General features: G+C 73.2%; 25 protein-coding genes. 19 read left to right on the top strand and 6 right to left on the bottom strand.

Annotated elements, in window-relative coordinates:
• Positions 1-1,095, bottom strand: coding sequence for an SDR family oxidoreductase (locus tag ABD086_RS16085; protein ID WP_343908589.1), 1,095 nt, complete (start codon positions 1,093-1,095; stop codon positions 1-3).
• Positions 1,096-1,290: 195 nt separating this feature from the next.
• Here ABD086_RS16085 and ABD086_RS16080 point away from each other — a divergent pair, with 195 nt between their 5' ends.
• The 6 genes from ABD086_RS16080 to ABD086_RS16055 all read left to right on the top strand — a co-directional run bounded on the left by ABD086_RS16080 (position 1,291) and on the right by ABD086_RS16055 (position 7,593).
• The gene (locus tag ABD086_RS16080; RefSeq protein WP_343908588.1) at positions 1,291-2,817 is read left to right on the top strand and encodes a Re/Si-specific NAD(P)(+) transhydrogenase subunit alpha; all 1,527 of its coding nucleotides are present in this window, start codon (positions 1,291-1,293) and stop codon (positions 2,815-2,817) included.
• Complete coding sequence (pntB, locus tag ABD086_RS16075; protein ID WP_343908587.1) at positions 2,817-4,232, top strand: Re/Si-specific NAD(P)(+) transhydrogenase subunit beta; 1,416 nt, start codon at positions 2,817-2,819, stop codon at positions 4,230-4,232. Before ABD086_RS16080 ends, pntB begins: the two co-directional genes overlap by 1 nt.
• A 203-nt stretch (positions 4,233-4,435) precedes the next feature.
• Entirely contained in the window at positions 4,436-5,584 is a 1,149-nt protein-coding gene (locus ABD086_RS16070; RefSeq protein ID WP_343908586.1) for a GTPase family protein, read from the top strand.
• Positions 5,581-6,198, top strand: coding sequence for a class I SAM-dependent methyltransferase (locus ABD086_RS16065; RefSeq protein WP_343908585.1), 618 nt, complete (start codon positions 5,581-5,583; stop codon positions 6,196-6,198). The genes ABD086_RS16070 and ABD086_RS16065 overlap by 4 nt, the downstream gene beginning before the upstream one ends.
• The gene (locus tag ABD086_RS16060; RefSeq protein ID WP_343908584.1) at positions 6,195-6,881 is read left to right on the top strand and encodes an NAD-dependent deacylase; all 687 of its coding nucleotides are present in this window, start codon (positions 6,195-6,197) and stop codon (positions 6,879-6,881) included. The genes ABD086_RS16065 and ABD086_RS16060 overlap by 4 nt, the downstream gene beginning before the upstream one ends.
• Positions 6,882-6,891: 10 nt before the next feature.
• Positions 6,892-7,593, top strand: a complete 702-nt coding sequence (locus ABD086_RS16055; RefSeq protein WP_343908583.1) for a hypothetical protein — start codon at positions 6,892-6,894, stop codon at positions 7,591-7,593.
• A 1-nt stretch (position 7,594) separates the two neighbouring features.
• Here the strand turns inward: ABD086_RS16055 and ABD086_RS16050 are convergent, their stop codons facing one another.
• The 4 genes from ABD086_RS16050 to glgX are packed head-to-tail and all read right to left on the bottom strand — an operon-like array spanning position 7,595 to position 14,818.
• Positions 7,595-8,611 carry a nitronate monooxygenase gene (locus tag ABD086_RS16050; protein WP_343908582.1) on the bottom strand — a complete coding sequence of 339 codons (1,017 nt, stop codon included), beginning with the start codon at positions 8,609-8,611 and terminating at the stop codon, positions 7,595-7,597.
• Entirely contained in the window at positions 8,608-10,368 is a 1,761-nt protein-coding gene (gene treZ / locus ABD086_RS16045) for a malto-oligosyltrehalose trehalohydrolase (RefSeq protein ID WP_343908581.1), read from the bottom strand. The genes ABD086_RS16050 and treZ overlap by 4 nt, the downstream gene beginning before the upstream one ends.
• A complete protein-coding gene (gene treY / locus ABD086_RS16040) occupies positions 10,365-12,644 on the bottom strand; it encodes a malto-oligosyltrehalose synthase (RefSeq protein ID WP_343908580.1) in 2,280 nt (759 codons plus the stop codon). Before treY ends, treZ begins: the two co-directional genes overlap by 4 nt.
• Positions 12,641-14,818 (bottom strand): glycogen debranching protein GlgX, encoded by a 2,178-nt coding sequence (gene glgX, locus ABD086_RS16035; protein ID WP_343908677.1) that lies wholly within the window; start codon positions 14,816-14,818, stop codon positions 12,641-12,643. Before glgX ends, treY begins: the two co-directional genes overlap by 4 nt.
• A gap of 131 nt (positions 14,819-14,949) precedes the next feature.
• Here glgX and ABD086_RS16030 point away from each other — a divergent pair, with 131 nt between their 5' ends.
• From ABD086_RS16030 to ABD086_RS16015, 4 genes are all read left to right on the top strand, one after another.
• Positions 14,950-16,389, top strand: a complete 1,440-nt coding sequence (locus ABD086_RS16030; protein ID WP_343908579.1) for an MDR family MFS transporter — start codon at positions 14,950-14,952, stop codon at positions 16,387-16,389.
• A 52-nt stretch (positions 16,390-16,441) separates the two neighbouring features.
• Positions 16,442-17,170: a VIT1/CCC1 transporter family protein gene (locus ABD086_RS16025; RefSeq protein WP_343908578.1), complete on the top strand. Its 729-nt coding sequence runs from the start codon at positions 16,442-16,444 to the stop codon at positions 17,168-17,170.
• Between the two features lie 50 nt (positions 17,171-17,220).
• Complete coding sequence (thpR, locus tag ABD086_RS16020) at positions 17,221-17,820, top strand: RNA 2',3'-cyclic phosphodiesterase (RefSeq protein WP_343908577.1); 600 nt, start codon at positions 17,221-17,223, stop codon at positions 17,818-17,820.
• A 61-nt stretch (positions 17,821-17,881) separates the two neighbouring features.
• A complete protein-coding gene (locus tag ABD086_RS16015) occupies positions 17,882-18,052 on the top strand; it encodes a hypothetical protein (protein WP_343908576.1) in 171 nt (56 codons plus the stop codon).
• A 154-nt stretch (positions 18,053-18,206) separates the two neighbouring features.
• Here ABD086_RS16015 and upp read toward each other — a convergent pair whose 3' ends face one another.
• A complete protein-coding gene (upp, locus tag ABD086_RS16010) occupies positions 18,207-18,848 on the bottom strand; it encodes a uracil phosphoribosyltransferase (RefSeq protein ID WP_343908575.1) in 642 nt (213 codons plus the stop codon).
• Between the two features lie 102 nt (positions 18,849-18,950).
• On the opposite strand from upp, the gene ABD086_RS16005 reads away from it, so the two are divergent.
• From ABD086_RS16005 to ABD086_RS15965, 9 genes are read left to right on the top strand one after another with little or no spacing between them, the layout of a single operon-like run.
• Entirely contained in the window at positions 18,951-19,436 is a 486-nt protein-coding gene (locus ABD086_RS16005) for a tRNA adenosine deaminase-associated protein (RefSeq protein WP_343908574.1), read from the top strand.
• A 23-nt stretch (positions 19,437-19,459) separates the two neighbouring features.
• Positions 19,460-19,891: a nucleoside deaminase gene (locus ABD086_RS16000; RefSeq protein WP_343908676.1), complete on the top strand. Its 432-nt coding sequence runs from the start codon at positions 19,460-19,462 to the stop codon at positions 19,889-19,891.
• A gap of 21 nt (positions 19,892-19,912) precedes the next feature.
• Entirely contained in the window at positions 19,913-20,860 is a 948-nt protein-coding gene (locus ABD086_RS15995; RefSeq protein ID WP_343908573.1) for an FUSC family protein, read from the top strand.
• A 4-nt stretch (positions 20,861-20,864) separates the two neighbouring features.
• Positions 20,865-22,184 (top strand): FUSC family protein, encoded by a 1,320-nt coding sequence (locus ABD086_RS15990; RefSeq protein WP_343908572.1) that lies wholly within the window; start codon positions 20,865-20,867, stop codon positions 22,182-22,184.
• A gap of 10 nt (positions 22,185-22,194) precedes the next feature.
• Positions 22,195-22,935 carry a (Fe-S)-binding protein gene (locus tag ABD086_RS15985; protein WP_343908571.1) on the top strand — a complete coding sequence of 247 codons (741 nt, stop codon included), beginning with the start codon at positions 22,195-22,197 and terminating at the stop codon, positions 22,933-22,935.
• Positions 22,932-24,386 carry a lactate utilization protein B gene (locus ABD086_RS15980; RefSeq protein WP_343908570.1) on the top strand — a complete coding sequence of 485 codons (1,455 nt, stop codon included), beginning with the start codon at positions 22,932-22,934 and terminating at the stop codon, positions 24,384-24,386. The genes ABD086_RS15985 and ABD086_RS15980 overlap by 4 nt, the downstream gene beginning before the upstream one ends.
• Positions 24,383-24,970, top strand: coding sequence for a LutC/YkgG family protein (locus ABD086_RS15975; RefSeq protein ID WP_343908569.1), 588 nt, complete (start codon positions 24,383-24,385; stop codon positions 24,968-24,970). Before ABD086_RS15980 ends, ABD086_RS15975 begins: the two co-directional genes overlap by 4 nt.
• A gap of 50 nt (positions 24,971-25,020) precedes the next feature.
• Positions 25,021-25,956, top strand: a complete 936-nt coding sequence (locus tag ABD086_RS15970) for an ATP-binding protein (protein ID WP_343908568.1) — start codon at positions 25,021-25,023, stop codon at positions 25,954-25,956.
• Positions 25,881-26,441, top strand: coding sequence for an AAA family ATPase (locus tag ABD086_RS15965; RefSeq protein ID WP_343908567.1), 561 nt, complete (start codon positions 25,881-25,883; stop codon positions 26,439-26,441). The genes ABD086_RS15970 and ABD086_RS15965 overlap by 76 nt, the downstream gene beginning before the upstream one ends.
• The last annotated feature ends 22 nt before the right edge of the window (positions 26,442-26,463 follow it).

Here is a 26,463-nt window from a genome sequence, read left to right as displayed (position 1 = left end):
TCAGACCATCGCCTTCGAGCCGATCTCGCGGTGGTCGCGCATGAAGTCGACCAGCCGGCCGGCGTACTCGTCGAACGGCGGGCAGCGCACGCCGGTGCCCGCCAGCTCGGCGGTCGTGTTCCGGGTGGAGTACGTCGTCGGCGACGCGAAGTAGTCCACGGCCTCGGCCGGGAGGCCGAACAGCCGCTCCAGGCCGGGCACCCGGTCGATCAGCGCGTGCGTCGGCCCGAGAGGGAGGGGCACCCAGACGACCCGCTTGCCGAGCCGGGCGGCGAAGGCGTCCACGACCTCGCGGGCCGTCGGGGGACGGGGGTCCGTCAGCGCGTAGGTCCTCCCGACCGACTCGGGCCGGACCGAGAGCAGGTCCATCGCGTCGACCACGAAGTCGCGCGGCACCAGGCACACCCGGACGGCGTCCGGGTCGCCCACCCGCGGCACCAGGGCGACCGGCCCCGGCTGGCGGCGGAGGAACCCGGCGATGAAGTAGGGACCGTCGAACTTCTGGGTGTCGCCGGTCCGGGAGTCGCCGACCACGATGCCCGGGCGGTAGATCGTCGCCGCGAGCCCGCCCGCCATCGCGTCGCGCACCAGCCGCTCGGCCGCGTGCTTGGTGGACTCGTAGTGGTTGCGGAACGGCTGCCCCCGGTCGAGGTCGTCCTCGCCGAACTCGCCGTCGTACCTCCCGCTCACGTAGCAGGTGCTCACGTACTGCATCCGGCTCAGGCGCGGCAGCCCGGCGCAGAGGTCGAGGACGCGGGCGGTCCCGCCGACGTTGACCCGGTGGGCTACCTCGGCCGGTACGGCGAGGTCGTAGACGGCCGCGAGGTGCCACACCTCGGTGACGTCGTCGAGGCGGGCCCGGGCCCGCTCCTCGAGGCCGAGCCCGGCCGCGGTGATGTCGCCCGGGACCAGCTGGATCCGGTCGCGCAGGTGCGGGTGCTCGTCCTGGAGCTCCGCGGCGCGGTCGCAGGCGGTCGCCAGGTGCTGCGGCTGGACCAGGCAGAGGGCGGCGGCGTCGGGTCGCCGGTCCAGCAGCTTCGGCAGCAGGGCCGAGCCCAGGAAGCCCGGGAAGCCGGTGAGCAGCAACGTGTCCATCGCGACCACTCCACCACCGCCGACGGCCCCCGACGACGGTCCTTGGACCCTTCTTCCCGGGACCCCGGTCGCGGTAGCGTGCGTCGCGCCCGACCGGTCCACGAGGTGGACGGACGCGCCGGACGTGACTCCGGTCACTGACAGGTGCCGAGCCGGACTGGTGAGGTGTCCCCGGTCGTCGTCCCAGGAGGTCCAGTGCGTATCGGTGTTCCGCAGGAGTCGCGCGTGGGCGAGACGCTGGTGGCCGCAACCGCCCAGTCGGCGGCCCGGCTGGCCAAGCTCGGCTACGAGGTCGTCGTCGAGTCCGGCGCGGGGGCCGCGGCGAGCCAGCCCGACGAGGCGTACGTCGACGCGGGCGTCGCCGTGGGGAGCGCCGACGAGGTCTGGTCCAGCGACATCGTCGTCAAGGTCAACGCGCCCACCGCCGACGAGCTCGCGCGCCTCCGGCGCGGCGCCACGGTCGTGTCGCTGATGGCCCCGGCGCGCTCGCCCGAGCTGGTGGAGCGGCTGGCGGCGGCGGGGGTGACCGCGCTGGCGATGGACGCCGTGCCGCGCATCTCCCGGGCCCAGTCCATGGACGTGCTCTCCTCGATGGCCAACGTGGCCGGCTACCGGGCCGTCGTCGAGGCGGCGCACGCCTTCGGCCGGCAGTTCACGGGCCAGGTCACGGCGGCCGGCAAGATCCCGCCGGCGCGGGTGTTCGTCGTCGGCGCCGGCGTGGCCGGGCTCGCGGCGATCGGCGCGGCCGGGTCCATGGGCGCGGTCGTCCGCGCGTTCGACGTCCGCCCCGAGGTGGCCGAGCAGGTCGAGTCGATGGGGGCGGAGTTCGTCACCGTCGACATGCAGACCGAGGTCAGCTCCGACGGCTACGCCAAGGAGATGACGGCCGAGCAGGAGCAGGCGACGGCGGCGATGTACGACGAGGAGGCGCGCGCGGCCGACATCGTGATCACCACCGCGCTGATCCCGGGACGCCCGGCGCCGCGGCTGATCACCGAGGAGACCGTGGCCGGCATGCAACCCGGCAGCGTCATCGTCGACATGGCGGCGGCCAACGGCGGCAACGTGGCGCTGACCGTGGCCGACGAGGAGGTCGTCACGGACCGCGGGGTGCACATCCTCGGCTACACCGACCTCGCCGGCCGCCTCCCGGCCCAGACCTCCCAGCTCTACGGCACCAACGTGGTCAACCTGCTCACGCTGATGACGCCCGAGAAGGACGGCGCCCTCACCCTCGACCTCGAGGACCCGGTGCAGCGCGGGCTGACGGTCGTGCGCGACGGCGAGGTCCTCTGGCCGCCGCCCCCGGTGCAGGTCTCCGCCGCGCCGAAGCCCGCGGCCGGCCCGCCGCCGGAGCCCGCGCCGCCGAAGAGGAAGCGGCCGATGTGGCCGGTCTTCGTCGCGGTCTCCGTGCTGCTGTTCCTGGTGGCCTCGACCGCGCCGGCCCCGCTGCCCGAGCACTTCTTCGTGCTGACGCTGGCGATCGTGATCGGCTACTACGTGATCGGGAAGGTCCACCACGCGTTGCACACCCCGCTGATGAGCGTCACCAACGCGATCTCCGGGATCATCGTCGTCGGCGCCATGCTCCAGCTCGGCGTCGACGACACCGCCGTGCGCGCCCTGGCGTTCGTCGCGGTGCTCCTGGCCAGCATCAACGTGTTCGGCGGCTTCGCCGTGACCCGCCGGATGCTCGGCATGTTCCGGAAGGCGGACCAGTGATGAGTGCGGTCAGCATCGCCGTCGGCGCCTACCTGGTCGCCTCGCTGCTGTTCATTCTCAGCCTCGCCGGGCTGTCCCGGCACGAGAGCGCCCGCAACGGCGTGACGTACGGCATCGCCGGCATGGCGTTCGCCCTCGCCGCCACCGTCGGGCTCCTCATCGACTCGACCGACGAGACGCTGCCGCTCGTGCTCCTGGTCGTCGCGGTCCTCATCGGCGCGGTCATCGGCCTGTGGCGGGCTCGGGTGGTCGCGATGACCGGGATGCCCGAGCTGATCGCGCTGCTGCACTCGTTCGTGGGCCTCGCCGCCGTCCTGGTCGGCTGGAACGGCTACCTGTACGACGAGGGCCTGACCGGCTCGCTCGCGCGGATCCACGACGCCGAGGTCGTGATCGGCGTGTTCATCGGCGCGGTCACCTTCACCGGCTCGATCGTCGCGAACCTCAAGCTCTCCGCCCGGATCAAGTCCGCGCCGCTGATGCTCCCCGGCAAGAACGCCATCAACCTCGGCGCGCTGGTGCTGTTCGGAATCCTCACGGTCTGGTTCGTCGTCGACCCGAACCTCGGCGTGCTGATCGCCGTGACCGTGGTCGCGCTCGCGCTCGGCTGGCACCTGGTCGCCTCGATCGGCGGCGGCGACATGCCGGTCGTCGTGTCGATGCTGAACAGCTACTCGGGCTGGGCCGCGGCCGCGTCCGGGTTCCTCCTCGACAACAACCTGCTGATCGTCACCGGCGCGCTCGTCGGCTCCTCCGGTGCCTACCTCTCCTACATCATGTGCGAGGCGATGAACCGCTCGTTCATCTCGGTGATCGCCGGCGGGTTCGGGATCGAGGCCGGCCCGTCCGGGGACACCGACTACGGCGAGCACCACGAGATCTCGGCGGACGAGGTCGCCGAGCTGCTGGCCGATGCCTCCAGCGTGATCATCACGCCCGGCTACGGCATGGCCGTCGCGCAGGCGCAGTACCCGGTGGCGGAGCTGACCAGCCGGCTCCGGGCCCGGGGCGTCGAGGTCCGGTTCGGCATCCACCCGGTGGCGGGCCGGTTGCCGGGCCACATGAACGTGCTGCTCGCCGAGGCCAAGGTGCCCTACGACATCGTGCTCGAGATGGACGAGATCAACGACGACTTCCCCCAGACCGACGTCGTCCTGGTCATCGGCGCCAACGACACCGTCAACCCGGCCGCACGCGACGAGCCGGGCAGCCCGATCGCGGGGATGCCGGTGCTGCACGTCTGGGAGGCCCGCGACGTGATCGTGTTCAAGCGCTCGATGGCCGTCGGCTACGCGGGCGTGCAGAACCCGCTCTTCTTCCGCGACAACACCCACATGCTGTTCGGCGACGCGAAGGAGCGGGTCGAGGACATCGTCCGGCAGCTCTCGAACCTCTCCGCCGGCGCCTCCCGCTAGCAGGAGCCTGCTGGGCAATCCGCGCGGCTACGCGACGTCCGGTGGAGCGTTGGCGGCGTTCACCTCGGTCGAAGTGACGCTGCCACGCCTTCCCTCGGGAGCCTTGCCACCGCACGCACCGGACGCCGCTCGCGTTCGCCCGTCTTGCCCAGCAGCCTCCTGTCCGGCTGCCGGGTTCACCCGGTGTCTGAGAGATTGGTGTCATGGCGACACCCGCTGACGACTGGTTCGGCCGGGCCTTCTCGAAGGCCTGGAAGGACAAGGCCGACGAGATCGGCCGGTTCAACCTGGCCATCTTCGGCAAGACGGGGGTCGGGAAGAGCACGCTGGTGAACGCGATCTTCGGCACCGAGATCGCGCAGACCGGCATCGGCGAGCCGGTGACCCGGCAGGAGCACCTCTACCTGCACCAGTCCGGGACCCTCGGCGTCCTGGACACCCGCGGCCTCGAGGTCGGCAAGGACAACGACGTCCTCATCGCCGAGCTCCGCGACTACCTCCACGGGATGCGCCGCAAGCCGTTGGCCGAGCAGCTGCACGTCGCCTGGTACTGCGTGCGCGCCGGCGACCGCCGGTTCGAGGAGACCGAGGCGGAGTTCGTCCGCGCGCTGGCGGAGCTCGGCGTGCCGGTGATCATGGTGCTCACCCAGGTCCCGCGCAGCGTGGGTCCCGGGGGAGGCGGTCGCGTGCACCCCGACGCCGAGGCGCTCGCGGCGAAGATCGCCGACCTGCGGCTGCCGATCGCGGACGGGCTGATCCACTACACGATGGCGCTGGCCGACGACTTCACCGGCCAGGCGGCGTACGGACTGCAGGAACTCCTCGATGCCACCTTTCGCAGTGCGCCTACGGGCGTTGCCCACGCGATCACGGCGGCTCAGCGCATTGACTTCGGCCGCAAGCGCGAGCGCGCGGAGGCTGCGATCAAGATGGCGACCGGAGCCGCCACCACCGCCGGCGCCTCCCCGATCCCCTTCTCCGACGCGGCGATCCTGGTTCCGATCCAGATCGGGATGATGGCCTCCATCGCGGTCACCTACGGCATCTCGATCGAGCGCTCCACCGCCGCGTCGATCGCCGCCACCGCGGCGGCGACCACCGCGGGCCGGTCGCTGGTCGGCAACCTGATCAAGTTCGTGCCGGGTGCCGGCACCGCGGTCGCCGGGACCATCAACGCGACCGTCGCCGGCACCTTCACCTACGCGATGGGACAGGCCTGGCTGCGGGTCTGCGAGCGGATGGCGCGCGGCGAGCTGCGCGGGGTCGGGGGAGCGCTGGACGGCAAGCAGATCCACCAGGTGTTCCTGGAGGAGTTCAAGGCCCAGGCCTCGCGACGGAGGCTGCCCTCGTGAGTGCCCGCTGGCAGCGCATCGCGGTGCAGACGGCCGGCGAGGCGTACGCCGCGGCGTACGCCGAGCGGTTCCGCCGGCTGGCCGAGACCGGCGCCGACGTCCACGGGGAGGCGACGTTCGTCGCCGCGCTGGTCGCGCCGCCCGCGCGCGTCCTCGACGCCGGGTGCGGCACCGGCCGCGTCGCCGTACGCCTGCACGAGCTGGGGTACGACGTGGTGGGCGTCGACGTGGACGCGTCCATGGTGGCCGAGGCGCGCGCCGCCGCGCCGCACCTGGACTGGCGGATCGGCGACCTGGCCGCGCTCGACCTGGCCGAGGCCTTCGATCTCGTGGTCGTCGCCGGCAACACCCTGCCGTTGCTGGACGAGGGCACGCTGGGAGCCGCCTGCGACCGGCTCGCCGCGCACACCGCGCCCGGGGGCACGGTCGTCGCCGGGTTCGGCCTCGACGGCGACCACCTGCCCGGCGACTGTCCGGTCACCCCCCTGGCCGAGGTCGACGCCGCGATGGCCGCCGCCGGCCTCGCCGGGGTCGACCGGTGGAGCACGTGGACGGGCGAGCCGTTCGCCGAGGGCGGCGGATACGTGGTCGCGAGCTACCGGAGGCCCGCGTGAAGGTCACGGTGCTGACCGGAGCCGGCATCTCCGCGGAGAGCGGGGTGCCGACCTTCCGCGACGCCAACGGGCTCTGGGAGGGCCACCGCGTGGAGGACGTGGCGACGCCGGAGGCGTTCGACCTGCAGCCGTCGGTGGTGCACCGGTTCTACGACGAGCGGCGGGCCGCGCTGGGCGGCGTCGAGCCGAACGAGGCGCACCGGGCGCTGGCCCGGCTCGAGGACGCGCTCGGCGACGACCTGCTCGTCGTCACCCAGAACATCGACGACCTGCACGAGCGCGGCGGCTCGAGCCGGGTGCTGCACATGCACGGCGAGCTGCGGTCCGCGCTCTGCCGGGCCTGTGGCGACCGGACCCCGTGGACCGACCCGCTCGTCCACCTGCCGCCGTGCCCGAGGTGCGGGGCGAGCGAGCTGCGGCCCGACGTGGTGTGGTTCGGCGAGATCCCCTACGAGATGGAGCGGATCCAGGACACCCTGGAGCGGACCGACCTGTTCGTCTCCATCGGCACGTCGGGTGCGGTCTACCCGGCCGCCGGCTTCGTGCAGTACGCCGCCCGCCGCGGTGCCCGCACGCTGGAGCTCAACCTGCAGCCCAGCGAGGGCACGCACCTGTTCGACGACGCCCGGCACGGCCCGGCGTCGGCGCTGGTCCCCGCGTGGGTGGACGAGCTGCTGCGATAGGTTGCGCGGCATGGCACGCATCGGACTGGCACTGGCCGGCATCAGCGCGTTCGCGGCTCTGGCCGCGTGCGGGGGCAGCGACTTCGCGGACGAGTCCGCGGACACCATCGTCAAGGCGTCCAAGGACGACATGGCCGACCTGAAGGCGGTGAAGGTCGCGGGCGAGATCACCAGCAGTGGGCAGGCGATCTCGATCGACCTGCAGGCCAACTCCGACGGCGACTGCACCGGCTCGCTCGGCATCGGTGACGGCACGGCCGAGCTGCTCGGCGTCGGCGGTGACACCTGGATGAAGCCGGACGAGGCGTTCTGGCGATCCTTCGCGGGCGACAGCGCGGACCAGGTCATCTCGATCGTCGGCGACAAGTGGGTGGTCGTCCCCGAGGGCGACGACTCGATCAAGAAGTTCTGCGACGTGAACGACCTGCTCGACCAGCTGCTCAAGGACGACAACAGCGACAAGTCCACCTACACCAAGAAGGGCACCGACACCGTCGACGGCGAGGACGTCGTGAAGGTCGACAACGAGGACCCCCAGGACGGCACGTCGACCGGCTACGTGCTCGTCGACGACCCGCACTACCTCGTCAAGATCGAGAAGACCGAGGGCGCGGACACCGGCAGCGTGACCTTCTCGGACTTCGACGAGGAGTTCGACGTGACGGCCCCGGCCGCCGACGAGGTCGTCGACCTGGACAACCTCGGCGCCTGACTCAGGGCACCAGCGAGGCGAGCACGGCGCCGGCGGGGCCGGAGCGGACGCTCCGGTGCCCGGTGCCGGCCCAGAGGTGGAGCAGGTGCGGCTCGCCGTTCGCGGCCGCCCACGCCCGCGGCGGTGCGGTCAGGTGGTGCACGGTCGGGTAGCCGGCCGGCGCCGCGGCGTCGTACGTCGCGCTGAACCGGTTGCGCAGGCCGCGGGCGACGCGCCCCGTGAACGCCCGCATGGTCACGGTCTCGGGGAACTGCGCGACGTCGGCCAGGGCCGCCCGGTGCACCGGCCGGGTGCCCGCCTCGTCGGCGAGCAGGAGCGCGGTGCCGACCTGCACCGCGTCGGCTCCGGCGTGCAGAAGTGACGCGACCTGGCCGGCCCCCGCCACGCCGCCCGCGGCGACGACGGGGAGCCCGGTCGCCGCCCGTGCCCCGGCCACGAGGTCGACCAGCGGGGTGTCGTCGGGCGTGCGGTGCTGGTCGAACGTGCCGCGGTGGCCGCCGGCCGCCGCTGACTGGACCACCAGGCCGTCGACGCCGAGTGCCGCCGCGGCCCGCGCCTCGCCCGGGTCGGTGACCGTCGCCAGCAGCCGGGACCCGGCACGGCGGAGCCGGGCCGCCGTCTCCGGACCGGGCAGCCCGAACGTGAAGCTCACCCACGGCACCGGCCGCTCGACCAGCAGGTCGAGCTTGGCCTGCCAGTCGTCGTCGTCGGCCCAGCGCGGCTCCGGTACGGCGAGGCCGGCGCGCTCGAGCTCGGGGGCGAGCCGGTCGCGGTAGGCGAGCACCGCGGCCCGGTCGACGTCACCGTCGTCGGGCACGAACAGGTTCACCCCGACGTCCTCGGTGCTCGCCCGGACGGCGGCGAGGTCGTCGGCGAACTGGGCCGCCGACCGGTAGCCGCCGGGCAGGAACCCGTACGAGCCGACCGCGGCCGCGGCGACCACCAGCGCGGGCGTGGAGGGCCCGCCGGCCATCGGCGCGGCCAGCACCGGCATGCCGCCGAGGCCGAGCGCGCTCACCCGACCAGCGCCCCCGCGTGCGGCGGCAGCGTCAGCCGCCCGGAGTCGAGGGTCGCGCCGGAGGGGGTGGCGAAGAGCAGCCCGGCGCCGTCGACGGGCACCTCGGCGGGCTCGTCCCCGAAGTTCACGGCGACCAGCAGGCGCCCGCGGCGCATGGTGAAGACCCGCGCCTCCTCGTCGGCGGTGCACGACACCGACGAGAACGACGGGTCGGTCAGGTCGGGGTGCTCCCGGCGCAGCCGGGCCAGCTCGCGGTAGACGTCCAGCAGCACCGCGTGCCGGCCGGTCGTCGGCTCGGACCAGTCGAGCTTCGAGCGCTCGAAGGTCTCCGGGTCCTGCGGGTCCGGCACCACGGCCGGGTCCCAGCCCATCCGCTCGAACTCCGCGATCCGGCCCTCGGCGGTGGCCGTGCCCAGCTCCGGCTCGGGGTGGGAGGTGAAGAACTGGAACGGCGTGGACGCCGCCCACTCCTCGCCCATGAACAGCATCGGGGTGAACGGCCCGCACAGCGTCAGCAGTGCGGCGCACGCGAGCTGGTCGTCGTCGAGCGCCTCGGTGATGCGGTCGCCCCGGGCCCGGTTGCCGATCTGGTCGTGGTTCTGGTTGCAGACGACCAGCCGCCAGGTCGGCATCGCGCGGAGGTCCACCGGGAAGCCGTGGTCGCGGCCGCGGAACGACGACCAGGTGCCGTCGTGGAAGAACCCGCGCTCGCACACCTTCGCCAGCGCGGACAGCGGCGCGAAGTCCGCGTAGTAGCCCTCGGTCTCGCCGGTGAGCGCGACGTGCACCGCGTGGTGGAAGTCGTCGCTCCACTGGGCGTTCAGCCCGTAGCCGCCGGCCTCCCGGGGCCGCACCAGGCGGGTGTCGTTGAGGTCAGACTCGGCGATCAGCGTGAGCGGGCGGCGCTGGTGCGCCGACAGGGCCGCGACCTCGATCGCCATCTCCTCCAGCAGGTGCTGGTGACCGGCGTCGTTGAGCGCGTGCACGGCGTCGAGCCGCAGCCCGTCGACGTGGTAGTCGTCGAGCCACATCCGCACGTTGTCGAGGATGTAGCGCCGCACCTCGTCCGAACCCGGTCCGTCGAGGTTGAGGAAGTCGCCCCAGGTGTTGGCGCCCTGCTTGAGGTAGGGGCCGAACTCCGGCAGGTAGCTCCCCGACGGCCCGAGGTGGTTGTAGACGACGTCCTGGATCACGCCGAGGCCGGCGGCGTGGCAGGCGTCGACGAACCGCTGGTAGCCCTCCGGCCCGCCGTAGCCCTCGTGGACCGCGAACCAGCCGACGCCGTCGTACCCCCAGTTGTGGGTGCCGTTGAACGCGTTCACCGGCATCACCTCGACCAGGTCGACGCCGATCTCGCGCAGGTGGTCGAGCTTCTCGACGGCCGCGTCGAAGGTGCCCTCCGGGGTGAAGGTGCCGATGTGCAGCTCGTAGATCACCGACCCGGCGAGCTGCCGCCCGGTCCACGACGCGTCGTTCCAGGCGTACGCCGCGGGGTCGTGGGTTCGCGAGCGCTGGTGGACGCCCGCCGGCTGACGCCGCGACCGCGGGTCGGGTCGGGGCGTGTCCGCATCGTCGATCAGGTAGCCGTAGTCGACCCCTCCCTCCGAGCCGTGGGGGACTCCCAGGAATTCAGGAGAGTCCGCCGGCGCCCACCAGCCGTCGGCGCCCTGCTGCATCTCCACGGTGGCATCGCCCACCGACAGCCGGACGCGCCCGGCGGCGGGTGCCCAGACGTCGAAGGGTCCGCGGGTCGTCATGCGTCCTCCCTCACGAGCAGCGCCACGGGGTGGGTGGCGAGCAGGTCGGCCAGCCGGCCGTCGGTGGTCGCGCCGGTCAGCACGTCGTGCCAGCGGCCGGGGGGGAGCTCGAGCGCCGTGTCGCCCCAGCCGCCCGCGGCGGCGAGCCCGATCGGCAGCCGCGTGACGACCGTGATCGCCCCGCCCCGGTCGAAGGCCAGCACGTGGCCGGCGGCCGGGCCGGAGGCGACCACCGGCGCGTAGGCCGTGAACAGCTCCGGCCGGTCCCGCCGCAGCCGCAGCGCGGTGGTGGTCACGTGCAGCTTGTCAACCGCGTCGTCGCCCTCCTCGCCGGCGAGCACCGCCGCGCGGTGGTCGAAGTCGACCGGCCGCCGGTTGTCGGGGTCGACGAGCGACGTCTCCCACAGCTCGCTGCCCTGGTAGACGTCGGGCACGCCCGGTGCCGTGATCGCGACGAGCTTGGCGGCCAGCGAGTTGGAGCGGCCGGGCTCGTCGATCCGAGCGGTCAGGTCGGTCAGCACCTGCCGGACGTCCTCGGACGCGAAGAGCGCGTCGACCGCGGCGTGCACGGCGGCCTCGTACTCCTCGTCCGGCTCGGTCCACGTCGTGCGGTCCCCGGCCTCGCGCATCGCCTTCTCGGCGTAGCCGTGCAGGCGCTGTGGCAGGTCGGGGAGGTGCTCGGGCGTCCAGGCGCCGAGCACCGCCTGCCAGAGCAGCGAGCCGAAGCCCGGGTCCGGCACCGGGGCCAGCTCGAGCAGCCGGCCGAGGGCGGCCTCCCACTCGGCCGGGATCTCGGCGAGGGTGGTGATCCGCGCCCGCACGTCCTCGCCGCGCTTGGTGTCGTGCGTGGAGAGCGTGGTCATCGCGTGCGGCCAGTCCCGCTGCCGCAGCGTCATCGCGTGGTGGAAGTCGTCGACGTCGACGGAGAACACCGACGGGTCGCCGCCGACCTCGTTGAGCGAGGTGAGCCGCGACCAGCGGTAGAACGCGCAGTCCTCGACGCCCTTGGCCATCACCATGCCGCTGGTCTGCTGGAACCGGCGGGCCGGCTGGGTCCACGGGTCCGACAGCAGCCGCTCGAGGACGTCGAACGCGCGCGGGTCGACGTGCTGGGTGTGGGTCCGCGCGGTCTCGAACGCCTGGTCGAGGTGCACGCGGCCCTCGGGCAGGTAGGAGCGGTAGACGGGGAAGGCGGCGAGCAGGTTGGCGACCGCCTCGTCGAGCGCGGCCTCCGGCACCGAGTCGTCGAGGTGGCGGACCTCGCGCACGATCCGGCGGACCTCGGAGTGCAGGATGCCGTTCGCGACCTCGAGCTTGCGCGCGTAGACGAACGACGGCCAGTGGATCTCGCCGCCGCGCAGCTTCGCCTCGAGCGCGTCGAGCGGCTCCTGCCCGGCGGGGTCGGTGAGGACCCGGTCGACCAGTCCGAGCACGTCGTAGCCGGTGGTGCCCTGCGTCGCCCAGTCGGTGGGCAGGCTCTCGCCGGGCTCGAGGATCTTCTCCACCAGCACGTAGGCGCCGCCGGTGAGCGCGGCGAGGTCGTCGAGGTAGCGCTTCGGGTCGCGCAGCCCGTCCGGGTGGTCCACGCGGAGCCCGTCCACGAGCCCCTCGTCGAACCAGCGCCGGACCTCCACGTGCGTCTCGGCGAACACCTCGGGGTCCTCGACGCGCACGGCGGCGAGCGTGTTGACCGCGAAGAACCGCCGGTAGTTGAGGTTGTCGTCGGCCTCGTGCCAGTTCACGAGGCGGTAGTGCTGCTCCTCGTGCGTGGTGGTGCCGGGCGCCATCGGGAAGCGCTGGTCGTGGTAGCGGATCTCGCCACCCTCGACGCGGATGGCGGCCTCGTCGCCGTCGCCCACGACCGGGATCAGGATCTTCCCGTCGCCGGCCGCCCAGTCGACGTCGAACGCCGTCGCGTGCTCGGACTCCCGGCCGAGCTTGAGCACGTCCCACCACCACGGGTCCTCGGACGGCGTCGCCACGCCGACGTGGTTGGGCACGATGTCGACCAGCACGCCCATGCCGAGGCGGCGCGCCTCGGCCGACAGCGCGGCCAGGCCCTCGGCGCCGCCCCGCTCCGGGTCGACGTGGTCGAACGCGACCACGTCGTACCCGTGCTGGCTGCCGGGCTCCGACGCCAGGATCGGCGACAGGTAGACCCAGTCGACGCCGAGGTCGTGGAGGTACGGCAGCCGCCGGGCGGCCTCGAACAGGTCGAACTCGGGGGTGATCTGCAGTCGGTACGTCGAGACCGGCGTCCGCATGCGGGCGCTCACCGACCCTGGGCCTGGGCGACCGACGCCGCGACCGACAGGTCGGGCTCCACCTCGGGCTCGTGGTGCTCGCGGAGGACCATCATGCTGCGGTGGGGGAGCGTGAACGACGCGCCCGCCTTGTAGGTGCCGTCGTCGTCGGCGGAGCCGCCGGTGTCGATGACGACGTCCCACGCGTCGGCGTACTCGTCCGGCGGCAGCGTCACCGACGCCTCGCCGTCGGCGTTGAAGTACAGCAGGAAGTGGTCGTCCACGATCGGCTGGCCGCGGTCGTCGCGGCCGGCGATCCCGTGGCCGTTGAGGTACATGCCGAGCGCCTGCGCCCCGTCGGTCCAGTCGCCGTCCTCCATCGGCCGGCCGTCGAGGTGCAGCCAGACGATGTCGTTGAGCCGGTCGCCCTCGCCGCCGGACGGGACCCGCACCTCGCCGCCGGTGAAGAACCGCTTGCGCCGGAACGTCGGGTGCTCGCGCCGCAGCCGCGACACGGCCGCCGTGAACTCGATCAGCGGCCGGTCCGCCTCGTCCCAGTGCACCCAGGACAGCTCGTTGTCCTGGGCGTAGGTGTTGTTGTTGCCCTGCTGGGTGCGGCCGAGCTCGTCGCCGTGCAGCAGCATCGGCACGCCCTGGCTGAGCAGCAGGGTGGCGATGAAGTTGCGCTGCGCCCGCGCCCGGGCGGCCAGGATCTCCGGGTCGTCGGTCGGGCCCTCGGCGCCGTGGTTCCACGACCGGTTGTGGCTCTCGCCGTCGTTGTTGTCCTCGCCGTTCGCCTCGTTGTGCTTCTCGTCGTACGACACCAGGTCGCGGAGGGTGAAGCCGTCGTGCGCGGTGACGAAGTTGATGCTCGCGAACGGGCGGCGGCCCGAGTGCTCGTACAGGTCGGACGACCCCGCGAGGCGGGACGCGAACTCGCCGAGGGACGGCTCGCCGCGCCAGAAGTCGCGGACCGTGTCGCGGTACTTGCCGTTCCACTCCGTCCACTGCGGGGGGAACCCGCCGACCTGGTAGCCGCCCGGGCCGATGTCCCAGGGCTCGGCGATCAGCTTCACCTGGCTGACCACCGGGTCCTGCTGCACGAGCTCGAAGAACGTCGACAGCCGGTCGACGTCGTAGAACTCGCGCGCCAGCGTGGAGGCCAGGTCGAAGCGGAAGCCGTCGACGTGCATCTCGGTCACCCAGTAGCGCAGCGAGTCCATGAGCAGCTGCAGCGAGTGGGGGTGCCGGACGTTGAGGCTGTTGCCGGTGCCCGTGTAGTCCATGTAGTAGCGCTGGTCGTCCTCGACCAGCCGGTAGTACGCGGCGTTGTCGATGCCCTTGAAGCTCAGCGTGGGCCCGAGGTGGTTGCCCTCCGCGGTGTGGTTGTAGACCACGTCCAGGATGACCTCGATGCCGGCCTCGTGGAGCGCCTTCACCATCGCCTTGAACTCCTGGACCTGCTGGCCCACGGCGTCCTCGCCGCGGGCGGCCGCGGAGTAGTCGGCGTGCGGGGCGAAGAAGCCGAGGGTGTTGTAGCCCCAGTAGTTGCGCAGCCCCTGGTCCAGCAGCGTGCTGTCCTGGACGAACTGGTGCACGGGCATCAGCTCGATCGCGGTGACGCCGAGCTTGGTGAGGTGCTCGATGATCGCCGGGTGCGCGATGCCGGCGTACGTGCCGCGCTGCTCCTCGGGCACGTCGGGGTGCAGCTCCGTGAGCCCCTTGACGTGCGCCTCGTAGATGAACGTCTTGTTGTAGGGGTAGTCGAGGCGGCGGTCGCCCTCCCAGTCGAAGAAGGGGTTGATCACCACGCCGTGGGTCATGTGCGGCGCGGAGTCGTCGTCGTTGCGCGAGTCCTCGTCACCGAAGTTGTACGAGAACAGCGCCTGGTCCCAGTCGATCTCGCCGGCGGTCGCCTTCGCGTACGGGTCGAGCAGCAGCTTGTTCGGGTTGCAGCGCAGCCCGTTCTCCGGGTCCCAGGGCCCGTGCACCCGGTAGCCGTAGCGCTGCCCCGGCTGCACCGAGGGCAGGTAGCAGTGCCAGACGTAGGCGTCGACCTCGGTGAGCTCCACCCGCGTCTCCGCGCCGTCGGCGTCGAACAGGCACAGCTCGACCTTCTCTGCGACCTCGCTGAACAGCGCGAAGTTGGTGCCACTCCCGTCGAACGTCGCTCCCAGCGGGTACGCACGCCCCGGCCAGACCTCCACCTTGTCCTCCACCTGTTCAGTCCCCTCGCACTTGGATCGATCAAAGCAGTCGTACCCGCTTGAGCGGTACCCCGAACATGGGTCGGTACCGGCGGGAACAAATCCGGTGGCCGGACGGGTTGCGCCCGAACGTGACGGTCAACCAGGTGTCCCGGGCCAGCGTCGGCCTGCGCAGCGAGCGCGGCCCGGTGCTGCTGGCGGTGATGCTCAGCATCGGCCTGGTCGCGATCGACTCGACGATCCTCGCCACGGCGGTGCCGGCGATCGTCGCCGACCTGGGCGGCTTCACGCAGTTCCCGTGGCTGTTCTCGATCTACCTGCTCGCGCAGGCGGTGACCGTCCCCGTCTACTCCAAGGTCGCCGACCTGGTGGGCCGCAAGCCGGTGATGCTCGTCGGCATCGGGCTGTTCGTGCTCGGCTCGCTGCTCTGCGGGCTGGCGTGGGGGATGGGGTCGCTGATCGCGTTCCGCGCCGTGCAGGGCATCGGCGCCGGCGCGGTCCAGCCGATGAGCATGACGATCGTCGGCGACATCTACACGCTCGAGGAGCGCGCCAAGGTCCAGGGGTACGTCGCGAGCGTGTGGGCGCTGTCCGCGGTCGTCGGCCCGACGCTGGGCGGGGTCTTCGCCGACTACCTGTCCTGGCGGTGGATCTTCTTCGTCAACATCCCGCTCGGCTTCGCGGCGTTCGCGATGCTGTGGCGCCGGTTCGGGGAGCGGGTCGAGCGTCGCCGGCACACCATCGACTACGCGGGCTCGCTGCTGCTGACCGCCGGCGGCGTCCTGCTGCTGCTCGCGCTGCTCGAGGGCGGCGTGCGCTGGGCCTGGGACTCACCGACCAGCCTCGGGCTGTTCGCGGTGGCCGCCGTCCTGCTGGCCGGCTTCGTGGTGGTCGAGCGGCGCGCGGCGGAGCCGGTGCTGCCGCTCTGGGTCTTCCGCCGGCGGGTCCTGCTGTCCTCGATGCTCGCCTCGCTGGTCGTCGGCGTGCTGATGATGGGCCTCTCGTCGTACATCCCGCTGTACGCGCAGAGCGTGCTCGGCCACGGCGCGCTGGTCTCCGGTCTGGCGCTGGCCGCGATGACGCTCGGCTGGCCGATCGCGGCGTCGAGCGCCGGGCGGCTCTACCTGACGATCGGGTTCCGCGCCACGATGCTGATCGGCGGCGTGATCGGGTTCCTGGGCTCGGCGATGCTGCTCTTCATCGACACCCACAGCTCGATCTGGGTGATCGCGGCGCCGTGCTTCGTGATGGGTGTGGGCTTCGGGCTCGTGGCCAGCCCGTCGATCATCGCGGCGCAGTCGTCGGTCACCTGGCAGCACCGCGGCGTCGCCACCGGGAGCACGATGTTCGCGCGCTCGGTCGGCAGCGCCGTCGGCGTGGCGGTGTTCGGCGCCATCGCCAACGGCCTGGTCGCCGCGCGACTCGGCCGCGGCGTCCCGGACCTGGAGCACCTGACACCCGACGTCCTGCACCCCGCGATCCACGCGGTGTTCCTCGCGTCCGCGATCTTCGCGCTGGCCCTGCTGCTGGTCGGCCTGCTGATGACCAAGCGGGTCAGCGAGCCGGCGTGAGCACAGGCTCGCCTTGGTTGCGGCGTCCCCCGCACCAGCGTTGGATTTGGCCATGACCGCTGAGGTGGAGGTCCCCGTGGGACCGCACGACAACGAGCCGCACCAGGGTGGGATGAACAACCGGCTGAACTGGCTGCGGGCCGCCGTGCTCGGCGCGAACGACGGCATCGTCTCGACCGCCGGCATCGTGATCGGCGCCGTCGGCGCCACCAACGAGCGGTCGGCGATCGTGATCGCGGGCGTGGCCGGCCTCGCGGCCGGCGCGATGAGCATGGGAGCGGGCGAGTACGTCTCCGTCAGCACCCAGCGCGACTCCGAGCTCGCGCTGCTGGCCAAGGAGCGGCGCGAGCTGCGCGAGGAGCCCGAGGAGGAGCTCGCCGAGCTCGCCGGCCTGTACGCCGCCAAGGGCCTCGACGAGGACCTCGCGCTCGAGGTGGCGACGGCGCTCACCGCCCACGACGCGCTCGCCGCGCACGCCGAGGTCGAGCTCGGCATCGACCCCGAGGACATCTCCAGCCCGTGGCACGCCGCGTGGGCCTCGATGCTCTCCTTCACCGTCGGCGCGCTGCTGCCGCTGCTCACCATGACCCTCGGGTCCGAGGCGCTGCGGATCTGGCTCACGGTCGCCGTCGTCGTCGTCGCCCTCGCGCTCACCGGCTTCGTGAGCGCGCGGCTGGGCTACGCCCGGCCGAGCCGCGCGGTGCTCCGCAACGTCGCCGGCGGGCTCTTCGCGATGGCGGTCACCTACGGGATCGGCGCCGCTCTCGGCACCCAGATCTAGGGCATGACCGCCGACCCCATGGCCTGCTGCGCGCCGGCGGGCATGCCCCGATGAGACTCTTCGTAGCGCTGGTCCCGCCCGACGAGGCGGTCGAGCACCTGGACTCCTTCCTGGAGGTACGCCGCGGCGCCGCGCCGTACCGTTGGGCCACCAGCGAGCAGTTCCACGTGACGCTCGCCTTCCTCGCCGACGTCGAGGAGCGCCGGCTCGACGAGCTCGAGGAGCGGCTGGCGCGGGCGGCCGTGAGGCGCACGCCGTTCGAGACCGCGATCGCCGGCGGGGGTGCGTTCCCGAACGCCGGCCGCGCCCGGGTGCTCTGGGCGGGGCTCGACCTCGACGAGCGCGGCCGCACCGAGATCGACCGGCTGGCGACCGGCTGCCGGGCCGCCGCCAACCGGGCGGGGATCGAGGTCGACGGGCAGCGGTTCCGGCCGCACGTGACCGTCGCGCGCCTCGGCCGGCCGGCCGAGGTGTCGAACTTCGTCCGCCTGCTCGACGGCTACGCCGGCCCGCGGTGGCCGGCGGATCGGATCACGCTGGTCGCCTCCCACCTGGGGGAGGGGCCGCGCGGCCGGCCTCGCTACGACAACGTGGGGGAGTTCGCCCTCGCCGGGGGCCGCGCCGGGCGCGACGCGAGCCCGGCGTCCTGAGTCGCCGGTCACGTCGCTGGGGTCACACGGGACGTCCCGTGCCCTGGCTCGTTGGACGGGCATGACTGACGACGACGAGCGCTTCGTCCGCCCCGACGGGCACCGGTACGACGCGCCCGAGTCCGACGAGACCCGCACCTCCAAGGAGTGGGCCTACGCCGCGCTCGGCCTCCTCGTGCTCGTGCTGCTGGTCCTCATCGCCACGGGGACGGTGCCGATCTTCCCGGGCTGAGGCCGTTGGTCGAGCAGCGAGCGTCAGCGAGCGCATCGAGACCCGCTGACCGGAGCCTGTCTCGATACGCCGGTCGCGAGCTCGTTCCTCGCTCGCGCGGCGAAAGAGACCTGGCTGCAGGGTCCCGGTCCTCGCAAGCTCGGCCCGGGGCAGCTCAGCCCGCCACGCCGTACAACCGGTCGCCGGCGTCGCCGAGCCCCGGCACGATGTAGCCCTTCTCGTTGAGCTTCTCGTCCATGGCGGCGGTGACGACGGTGACCGGGACGTCGAGGCCCTCGAGCTCCTGCTCCAGCCGCGCGCAGCCCTCGGGGGCCGCCAGCAGGCAGATCGCGGTGATGTGGTCCGCGCCGCGGTCGGTGAGGAAGCGGATCGCGGCGGCGAGCGTGCCGCCGGTGGCCAGCATCGGGTCGAGCACGTAGCACTGGCGGCCCTGCAGGTCCTCGGGCAGCCGCTCGGCGTACGTCGACGCCTGCAGCGTCTCCTCGTTGCGGATCATGCCGAGGAAGCCGACCTCCGCGGTCGGGAGCAGCCGCATCATCCCGTCGAGCATGCCGAGCCCGGCCCGCAGGATCGGAACGACCAGCGGCTTCGGGGACGCCAGCGTGACGCCGGTCGTCGGCGCGACCGGGGTGACGATGTCGTGCGGGTCCACCCGGACGTCGCGGGTGGCCTCGTAGGCGAGCAGCGTGACGAGCTCGTCGGTCAGGCGCCGGAACGTCGGCGAGTCGGTCTTCTCGTCGCGCAGGTGGGTCAGCTTGTGGGCCACGAGAGGGTGGTCGACGACGTGCGTACGCATGGCCCAGACCCTAGTGGGTAAGGCCCGCAAAGGGGTTGGCCCGGTCGCACCCGTCTGACAGTCTGGAGGGCACGGAACCCCGAGCAGGAGCGGAGGAGTGCCATGGTCGACCAGATCGACGCGATCGACTTCGCCCTGGCGGCCTACCGCGAGGAGGGTTCCTGGACGGTCGCCGAGCTCGCGCACGACGTCCTCGGCGACATCGACACCGTCGCCCACGCGCTGCGCCGGTTCCCCGGTGACGGCGGTGCGGTCGGGATGATCGGCATCGACGAGGACTTCTTCGTGATCGTCCGGGTGACCGGGCCGACCACCCGGGTGCTGCTCTCCGACATCACCGCCGCCGACGAGTGGGAGCTGGCCAGCTCCGTGGTCGACTTCCTGGGCCTGCCCCAGCCGGAGGACGAGGACGACCAGCTGCCGGCGGGCGACCTCGACCTGCTGGGCGACCTCGGCATGCACGCGATGGACATGGGTGTGCTGCTCGACGACGTCGACCTCTACCCCGACGAGATGCTCTCCGACGTGGCCCGCCGCCTCGGGTTCGGCGAGCTCTTCGACGACGCCGTCGGCTTCACCTCCGCGTGACCGACGAGCGCTGGGCCGGCCCGATGCGGGCGGCCCTGGACGAGGCGCGGGCGGCGCTGGCGACGGGCGACGTCCCGATCGGGGCCCTGGTGCTCGGGCCGGACGGTACGCCGGTCGCGCACGGGCGCAACGTCCGCGAGGCGGAGTCCGACCCGACCGGCCACGCCGAAGTGGTCGCGCTGCGCGAGGCCGCGCGGGCGCGCGGCGAGTGGCGGCTCGACGGCCACACGCTGGTGGTCACCCTCGAGCCGTGCACGATGTGCGCGGGCGCCGCCGTGCTCAGCCGCGTCGAGCGGGTCGTGTTCGGCGCCTGGGACCCCAAGGCCGGCGCGGTGGGCAGCCTGTGGGACGTGGTCCGCGACCGCCGGCTCAACCACCGGCCCGAGGTGGTCGCGGGCGTGCTCGCCGACGAGGCCGCCGCGCTGCTGGAGGAGTTCTTCGCGCAGCATCGCTGAGCGATTGGGTACGGGAGTCTGATGCGTACCCTCCTGTGGCGGCACCCCCGCTGGATCCTCTCGGCGAAGACGGCCGTGGCGGCCGCGCTGGCCTGGCTGCTGGTCCAGCCGCTCGGCGGCTTCATCCACCAGTACCCGTACTACGCGCCGCTCGGTGCGGTGGTCGGGATGTCGACGACCGTGGTGAGCTCGCTGCGCGCCTCCTGGCAGGCCGCCGCCGCGGTGTCGCTGGGCTGCCTGCTCGCCGTGGGGGTGCAGCCGCTCGGCTTCCCGATCCTCGTCGACATCGCGCTGGTCGTCGGGGTCGGCACGCTGCTCGCCGCGTCCCCGCCGCTCGGCGCGATGGGCGGCTGGGTGCCGACCGCCGCGCTCTTCGCCCTGGTCCTGGGGCACGAGCACCCGGTGGGGTACGTCGCGGCGTACGGCGGCCTGCTCGCCCTCGGCGCCCTGGTCAGCGTCGCGGTGAACGCGGTGTTCCCGCAGCTGCCGATCACCCCTGCCGCGGTGGCCGCGGACCAGCTGCGCGAGGAGGTCGCCGGCCAGCTCGTCGAGCTCGCCGAGGGGCTGCGGGAGGGCGACATCCCGGCCGCCCGGGCGCTGCGCCACCAGACCCGCCGGGTGGACGAGCTGATCAGCGCCGTCCACGAGGGCCAGCGCGCGAACTGGCGCTCGCGCCGCTGGGCCGAGACCGCCGACCGGCAGTTCCGCCTGGCCGACGCCGTGATCCGGCTCAGCGACTGCGTGCAGGAGGTGGCCGAGCTGGTCAACGTCGGCACCATCGACGACCGGCTGCGTGACGACCTCGCCGCCGCGATGGTCGCGGTCGCCGAGCTGCTGCGCGACGGGGAGGACGCCGAGGCCCGGGCGGAGTCCGCCGTACGCCGCCTGCGCGCGGCGGTCGCCACCGACCACCTGGCCGCCGCGGCCGTGACCGCCAACCTCCAGCGCGCCGTGGACGCCTGGCGGTGAGGCCATGATGGCCACCGTGGGCGTCGACTGGCGCGGCCGGATCGGCCGCGAGGTGCGGCGGCTGCGCGTGGGCTGGCGCGGGGCGGTGCTCTGGTCGCTGCGGATCACGGTCGCGGCCGTGTTCAGCTACGTGGCCGCGCTCCTGCTCTTCCCGGGCACCGAGCCGCTGCTCGCGCCCCTCACGGCGATGCTCGTCGTCCAGGTGACGCCGGTGTCGCTGCTGGCCAGCGGGCTCGACCGGGTGGTGGCGGTCGTGGTGGGGGTCTCGCTCGCCGTGGCCTTCGCGGCGGTCGTCCCGCTGGAGTGGTGGAGCCTGGGCGTCCTGATCTTCGTGTCGATCACGATCGGGCAGGCGCTGCGGCTGCGCGACAACCTGATCGAGGTCGCGATCAGCGGCATGCTGGTGCTCGGCGTCGGTGCGCTCGGCGCCGGGGCCGCGGCGAGCCAGCGGATCGCGGAGACCCTGGTCGGCGCCGCGATCGGGATCGCGGCGAACCTGCTCTTCCCGCCGCGCGTCCCGACCGCCGACGCGGGCCGTGAGATCGAGGGCCTGGCCGACGCGGTCAGCGACCTGCTCCGGCGCTCGGCCGACGCGCTCGAGCGGCTGGTCGCGGAGCACGAGCCGGTCGACGCCGCGGCCGCGGCCTGGCTCGACGACGCGCGCCGGATCACCCACCACGACGTACCCCGGGTGGGTGCGGCGCTGCTGCAGGCCGAGCAGGGCCGCCGGCTCAACGTGCGCGCGGTCGGGACCCCGGACCTCGGGCCCGGCCTGCGCCATGGCCTGGAGTCGCTCGAGCACACCGCGCTGGCGGTCCGCTCGATGTACCGGGCGCTCGCCGACGCGACGGCGGGCCGGCCGGCCTGGCTCGAGGACGAGACCGCCGGCGACGTGCTGCTCGGGCTCGTCCAGACCTTCCGCGAGCTCGCCGCGGCCGTCGACGCCTTCGGCGAGCTGGTCCGGCTCGAGGCCGCACCGCCCGGGCAGAGCCAGTCCGCCGACTTCGCGGCGCTGCGCGAGGCGATCGCGGGACTGCCCGAGGCCCGGGCCCGCCTCGAGGAGCTCAGCACGGTGGCGACGGACCCGGAGCTGCGCGAGCTCCTGGTGAGCGTGCTGTCGACGGTCAAGCGCGTGGAGCGCGAGCTCGACCTCGCGCAGCGGGCCCGCCGCCAGCTGCAGCTGCGGCGGCCGCAACGGCACCGGCCGCTGCCGCTGCGCCCGCACGCCGCCCGCCAGCGGCCGGACATCTTCCCCGAGAGCGGCCCGGAGGCCGAGACCGTACGGATGCCGGTCGTCGAGCGGCCGGCCGACGACGATGAGTGAGGATGGGGACATGCGCGTCGCGCTCATGGTCACCTGCATCAACGACGCCCTGTACCCGCGCACCGGGCAGGCCGTCGTCAGGCTGCTGCGCCGGCTGGGGGTGGACGTGGAGTTCCCAGAGTCGCAGACCTGCTGCGCGCAGCCGATGGTGAACACCGGCTACCTCGACGAGGCCGTGCCGGTGGTGCGGAACTTCGTCGAGACCTTCGCCGGGTACGACGCGGTGGTGACGCCCTCCGGGTCGTGCGCGGGAAGCGCCCGGCACCAGCACGCGATCGTCGCCCGGCGCTCGGGCGACGCCGCGCTGGCCGCCGCGGTCGAGAAGACGTCCCCGACGGTGTACGAGCTGTCGGAGTTCCTCGTCGACGTGCTCGGCGTGACCGACGTCGGCGCGTACTACCCGCACACGGTGACCTACCACCCGACCTGCCACTCGCTGCGGATGCTCGGCGTCGGCGACCGGCCGCGGCGGCTGCTCGAGAACGTGCGCGGGCTGACCCTGCTGGAGCTGCCGGCGGCCGACCAGTGCTGCGGCTTCGGCGGCACCTTCGCCGTCAAGAACGCCGACACCTCGATCGCCATGGGCGCCGACAAGGTCCGGCACGTGCGGGACACCGGCGCCGAGGTCCTGGTCGCGGGGGACAACTCGTGCCTCACCCACATCGGAGGGCTGCTGACCCGGGAGCGCTCCGGCGTCCGCTCGGTGCACCTCGCCGAGATCCTGGCGGCCACCGAAGGTGGTCGGGGATGACGGGCACGTTCGTCGGGATGCCGACGTTCCCGGTGGCGGCGCGCGCGGCGCTGGCGAACTCCCAGCTGCGGCACAACCTCGCGCACGCGACCGGCACGATCCGGGCGAAGCGGGCCCGAGTGGTCGGTGAGGTCGAGGAGTGGGAGCAGCTGCGCCTGGCGGGCGCCGGCGTGAAGGAGTCGGCGCTGGTCGACCTCGCCACCCACCTGGAGCGGCTCGAGGAGACGCTGACCGCGAACGGCGCGACCGTGCACTGGGCCAACGACGCCGCCGAGGCCAACGCGATCGTCGCCTCGATCGTGAAGCGGCACGGCGCGGAGGAGGTCGTGAAGGTCAAGTCGATGGTGACCCAGGAGATCGGCCTCAACGAGGCGCTCGCCGCCGAGGGGATCGCCGCGTGGGAGACCGACCTCGCCGAGCTGATCGTGCAGCTCGGCGACGACCTGCCCTCGCACATCCTGGTGCCGGCGATTCATCGCAACCGCGCGGAGATCCGCGAGATCTTCCTGGCGAGGATGGCCGCCGCGGGCCGGCCTGCGCCGGCGGACCTGACCGACGAGCCCGCCGTGCTGGCGGCGGCCGCGCGCACCCACCTGCGTGAGAAGTTCCTGCGCGCGAAGGTCGGCATCTCGGGTGCGAACTTCGCGGTCGCGGAGACGGGCACGCTCGTCGTCGTGGAGTCCGAGGGCAACGGCCGGATGTGCCTGACGCTGCCCGAGGTGCTGGTCTCGGTGGTCGGCATCGAGAAGGTCGTGCCGACGTGGGAGGGCCTGGATCCCCTGCTGCGCCTGCTGCCCCGCTCCTCGACGGGCGAGCGGATGAACCCCTACACCTCGACCTGGTCCGGTGTCGTTCCGGGTGACGGGCCGCAGGAGGTGCACGTGGTGCTGCTCGACAACGGCCGCACCAACGCCCTCGCGGACGAGGTGGGCCGGCAGGCGCTGCGCTGCATCCGCTGCTCGGCGTGCCTGAACGTGTGCCCGGTCTACGAGCGGGTCGGTGGGCACGCCTACGGCTCGGTCTACCCGGGCCCGATCGGCGCGATCCTCAACCCGCTGCTCAAGGGCGCCGGCTCGGACCCGCAGACCGACTCCCTGCCCTACGCGTCGTCCTTGTGCGGCGCCTGCTTCGAGGTGTGCCCGGTGCGCATCGACATCCCCACCGTGCTCGTGGAGCAGCGCGCGGCGGTCGTGGACGCGCACCGGGGCGGACGCCCGTCCGCCGATCACTTCTGGGAGGCGCTGGCGATGAAGGGCGCAGCGGTCGCGCTGTCGGACTCGCGAAAGCTCGGCCTCGGCGAGCGGTTCACGCGCCTCGGCCTCGGCGTCGCCCGCCGGTTCGGCGCGTCGCCGTGGACCTCGGCGCGCGACCTCCCCGCCGCGCCGCCCGAGTCGTTCCGCGCCTGGTGGAAGCGCACCGACGGCGGTCGTTCTCCGGGAGGCCGCCCATGACCGCCCGCGACGACGTCCTGGGCCGGGTACGCCGGGCGCTCGCCGGCGTCGACCCGGGCGCGGGCGTGCCGGTCGCGCCGCGGATCACGCCGGCCGCCGACCTGGTCGAGCACTTCGCCGAGCGGGTCGCCGACTACCGCGCCGTGGTCGAGCGGTGCGCCGCGGCCGACCTCGCCGGCCGCGTCGCGGCGGCGCTCCCGGACGGCGCGCGCGTCGTCGTACCCGAAGGTCTGTCCGTGGACGTCCCGGGCGGCGTGGTGGACGCGGGCTTCTCCGCGGCCGAGCTGGATCGCTTCGACGCGGTCGTCACCGAGGCCCGCGTCGGTGTCGCCGAGACCGGCACCATCGTCCTCGACCACGGCCCCGGCCAGGGCCGGCGCGCGATCTCGCTGGTCCCCGACGTGCACGTCTGCATCGTGCGCGCGGACCAGGTGGTCGCCGACGTCCCCGACGCGATCGCGCTGCTCGACCCGGCCCGGCCGCTGACCTGGATCAGCGGCCCGTCCGCCACCAGCGACATCGAGCTCGACCGGGTGGAGGGCGTCCACGGCCCGCGGACGCTGCACGTGCTGGTCGTCGGTTGACCGCCGGTTAACCCGTCGCCGGCGGGGGCGGTCGTGCCTACGCTCGTCGGGTGTCCATGGACGACCAGGCTCCGCCGCAGATCTCCGACGTCGGCCGCTACGGCCGCTACCTGCTGCACCGGTTCGTCGCGAAGGCGCGCACGGTCGACCAGCAGACGTTCCGGTCGCTGATCGGCGACCACGTCGGGCCCGCCGTGCACGACCTGCCGGTGACGCTCGAGCAGTGGCCGGCGTACGAGCACGTGAACGTCCAGGGCGCCCTCGACGTGGTGCTCGAGGAGCACGGCGACGACGCCCGGGTGATCGGCGTCGCCGGCCACCGGCACCAGGGGCCGTTCGGCATCGCCGACCTGCTCGGCCAGGACCCGGCGTACGCGATGCACGGCCCGCGCCCGGGCAACGTCACGCGGGTCAGCCTGCCCAGCGGCCCGGGCGGGCAGACCCGCGAGTGCCTGCGGATCGCCGTGATCCTGCTGGCGGACGGCGCGGACCGGACCGCGCTCCTGCTCCGCGGTCCGGACCCCGAGGGCCACTCGCAGGACGTGAGCGTCGAGATCGTCTCGACGCGCCCGCAGCGCGCCGAGGAGCTGGGCCGGCGGCTGCGCGACCTGGCGCTCGAGCACAACGTCTACCGCGGGCAGGTCGTCTCGTTCGGCCGCAGCATGTTCGGCGAGCGCGGCTCGCTGCTGCGCATCCACGAGCGGCCGGCCATGTCGGCCGACGAGCTGATCCTCCCGGCCTCGACCTTCGACGACCTGCGCCGCCAGGTCGTCGGCGTGGCCCGCAACAGCGAGCGGCTGCGCGCCGCCGGGCAGCACCTCAAGCGCGGGCTGCTCCTCTACGGGCCGCCCGGCGTCGGCAAGACGCACTCGGTGCGGTACCTGATCAGCGCGCTGGTCGCACCACCGTCGTGGAGCTCACCGGCGAGACCCTGCACGGGATCCGCGAGGCGTGCTCGGTCGCCCGCGCGCTGCAGCCGGCCATGATCGTGGTCGAGGACGTCGACCTGATCGCCGAGGAGCGCAGCCACTACGGCGGCGAGACCCCGCTGCTCTTCACGCTGCTCAACGAGATGGACGGGCTCGACGAGGACGCCGACGTCGTCTTCCTGCTCACGACCAACCGCGCCGACCTGCTCGAGCCGGCGCTCGCCTCCCGGCCGGGCCGGGTCGACCAGGCGGTGCACGTCGAGCTGCCCGACCGCGAGTCGCGGCGCCGGCTCGTCGAGCTCTACCGCGGCGCCCTCGACGTCGACCTGAGCCGGCTGGACGTCGTGCTGGACCGGACCGACGGCGTGACCGCGTCGTTCCTCAAGGAGCTGCTCCGCCGCGCCGCGGTGATCGCCGCCGACCGCGAGGACGGCGCCGGGCTTCGGGTGACCGCCGACGACCTGGACGCGGCGCTCGACGACCTGCTGGACACCCGCAACCAGATGACCCGCGCGGTGCTGGGCTACCGCGACGAGGTGTAACTCCGCGTTACACCTCGTCGTT

This window comes from Nocardioides aquiterrae, from assembly GCF_039526625.1.
In the GTDB taxonomy this organism is placed as follows: domain Bacteria; phylum Actinomycetota; class Actinomycetes; order Propionibacteriales; family Nocardioidaceae; genus Nocardioides; species Nocardioides aquiterrae.
This window is presented reverse-complemented; position numbering and strand designations above follow the sequence as displayed.

Coding starts and splice junctions, on each gene's coding strand:
- ABD086_RS16005 (WP_343908574.1), top strand. CDS start 18,951: ATGGTCGACCAGATCGACGCGATCGACTTCGCCCTGGCGGCCTACCGC.
- ABD086_RS16025 (WP_343908578.1), top strand. CDS start 16,442: ATGACCGCTGAGGTGGAGGTCCCCGTGGGACCGCACGACAACGAGCCG.
- treZ (WP_343908581.1), bottom strand. CDS start 10,368: ATGACGACCCGCGGACCCTTCGACGTCTGGGCACCCGCCGCCGGGCGC.
- ABD086_RS15985 (WP_343908571.1), top strand. CDS start 22,195: ATGCGCGTCGCGCTCATGGTCACCTGCATCAACGACGCCCTGTACCCG.
- thpR (WP_343908577.1), top strand. CDS start 17,221: ATGAGACTCTTCGTAGCGCTGGTCCCGCCCGACGAGGCGGTCGAGCAC.
- ABD086_RS16055 (WP_343908583.1), top strand. CDS start 6,892: ATGGCACGCATCGGACTGGCACTGGCCGGCATCAGCGCGTTCGCGGCT.
- ABD086_RS16000 (WP_343908676.1), top strand. CDS start 19,460: ATGCGGGCGGCCCTGGACGAGGCGCGGGCGGCGCTGGCGACGGGCGAC.
- ABD086_RS15975 (WP_343908569.1), top strand. CDS start 24,383: ATGACCGCCCGCGACGACGTCCTGGGCCGGGTACGCCGGGCGCTCGCC.
- ABD086_RS15990 (WP_343908572.1), top strand. CDS start 20,865: ATGATGGCCACCGTGGGCGTCGACTGGCGCGGCCGGATCGGCCGCGAG.
- ABD086_RS15980 (WP_343908570.1), top strand. CDS start 22,932: ATGACGGGCACGTTCGTCGGGATGCCGACGTTCCCGGTGGCGGCGCGC.
- ABD086_RS16085 (WP_343908589.1), bottom strand. CDS start 1,095: ATGGACACGTTGCTGCTCACCGGCTTCCCGGGCTTCCTGGGCTCGGCC.
- ABD086_RS16070 (WP_343908586.1), top strand. CDS start 4,436: ATGGCGACACCCGCTGACGACTGGTTCGGCCGGGCCTTCTCGAAGGCC.
- pntB (WP_343908587.1), top strand. CDS start 2,817: ATGAGTGCGGTCAGCATCGCCGTCGGCGCCTACCTGGTCGCCTCGCTG.
- ABD086_RS16015 (WP_343908576.1), top strand. CDS start 17,882: ATGACTGACGACGACGAGCGCTTCGTCCGCCCCGACGGGCACCGGTAC.
- ABD086_RS15995 (WP_343908573.1), top strand. CDS start 19,913: ATGCGTACCCTCCTGTGGCGGCACCCCCGCTGGATCCTCTCGGCGAAG.
- upp (WP_343908575.1), bottom strand. CDS start 18,848: ATGCGTACGCACGTCGTCGACCACCCTCTCGTGGCCCACAAGCTGACC.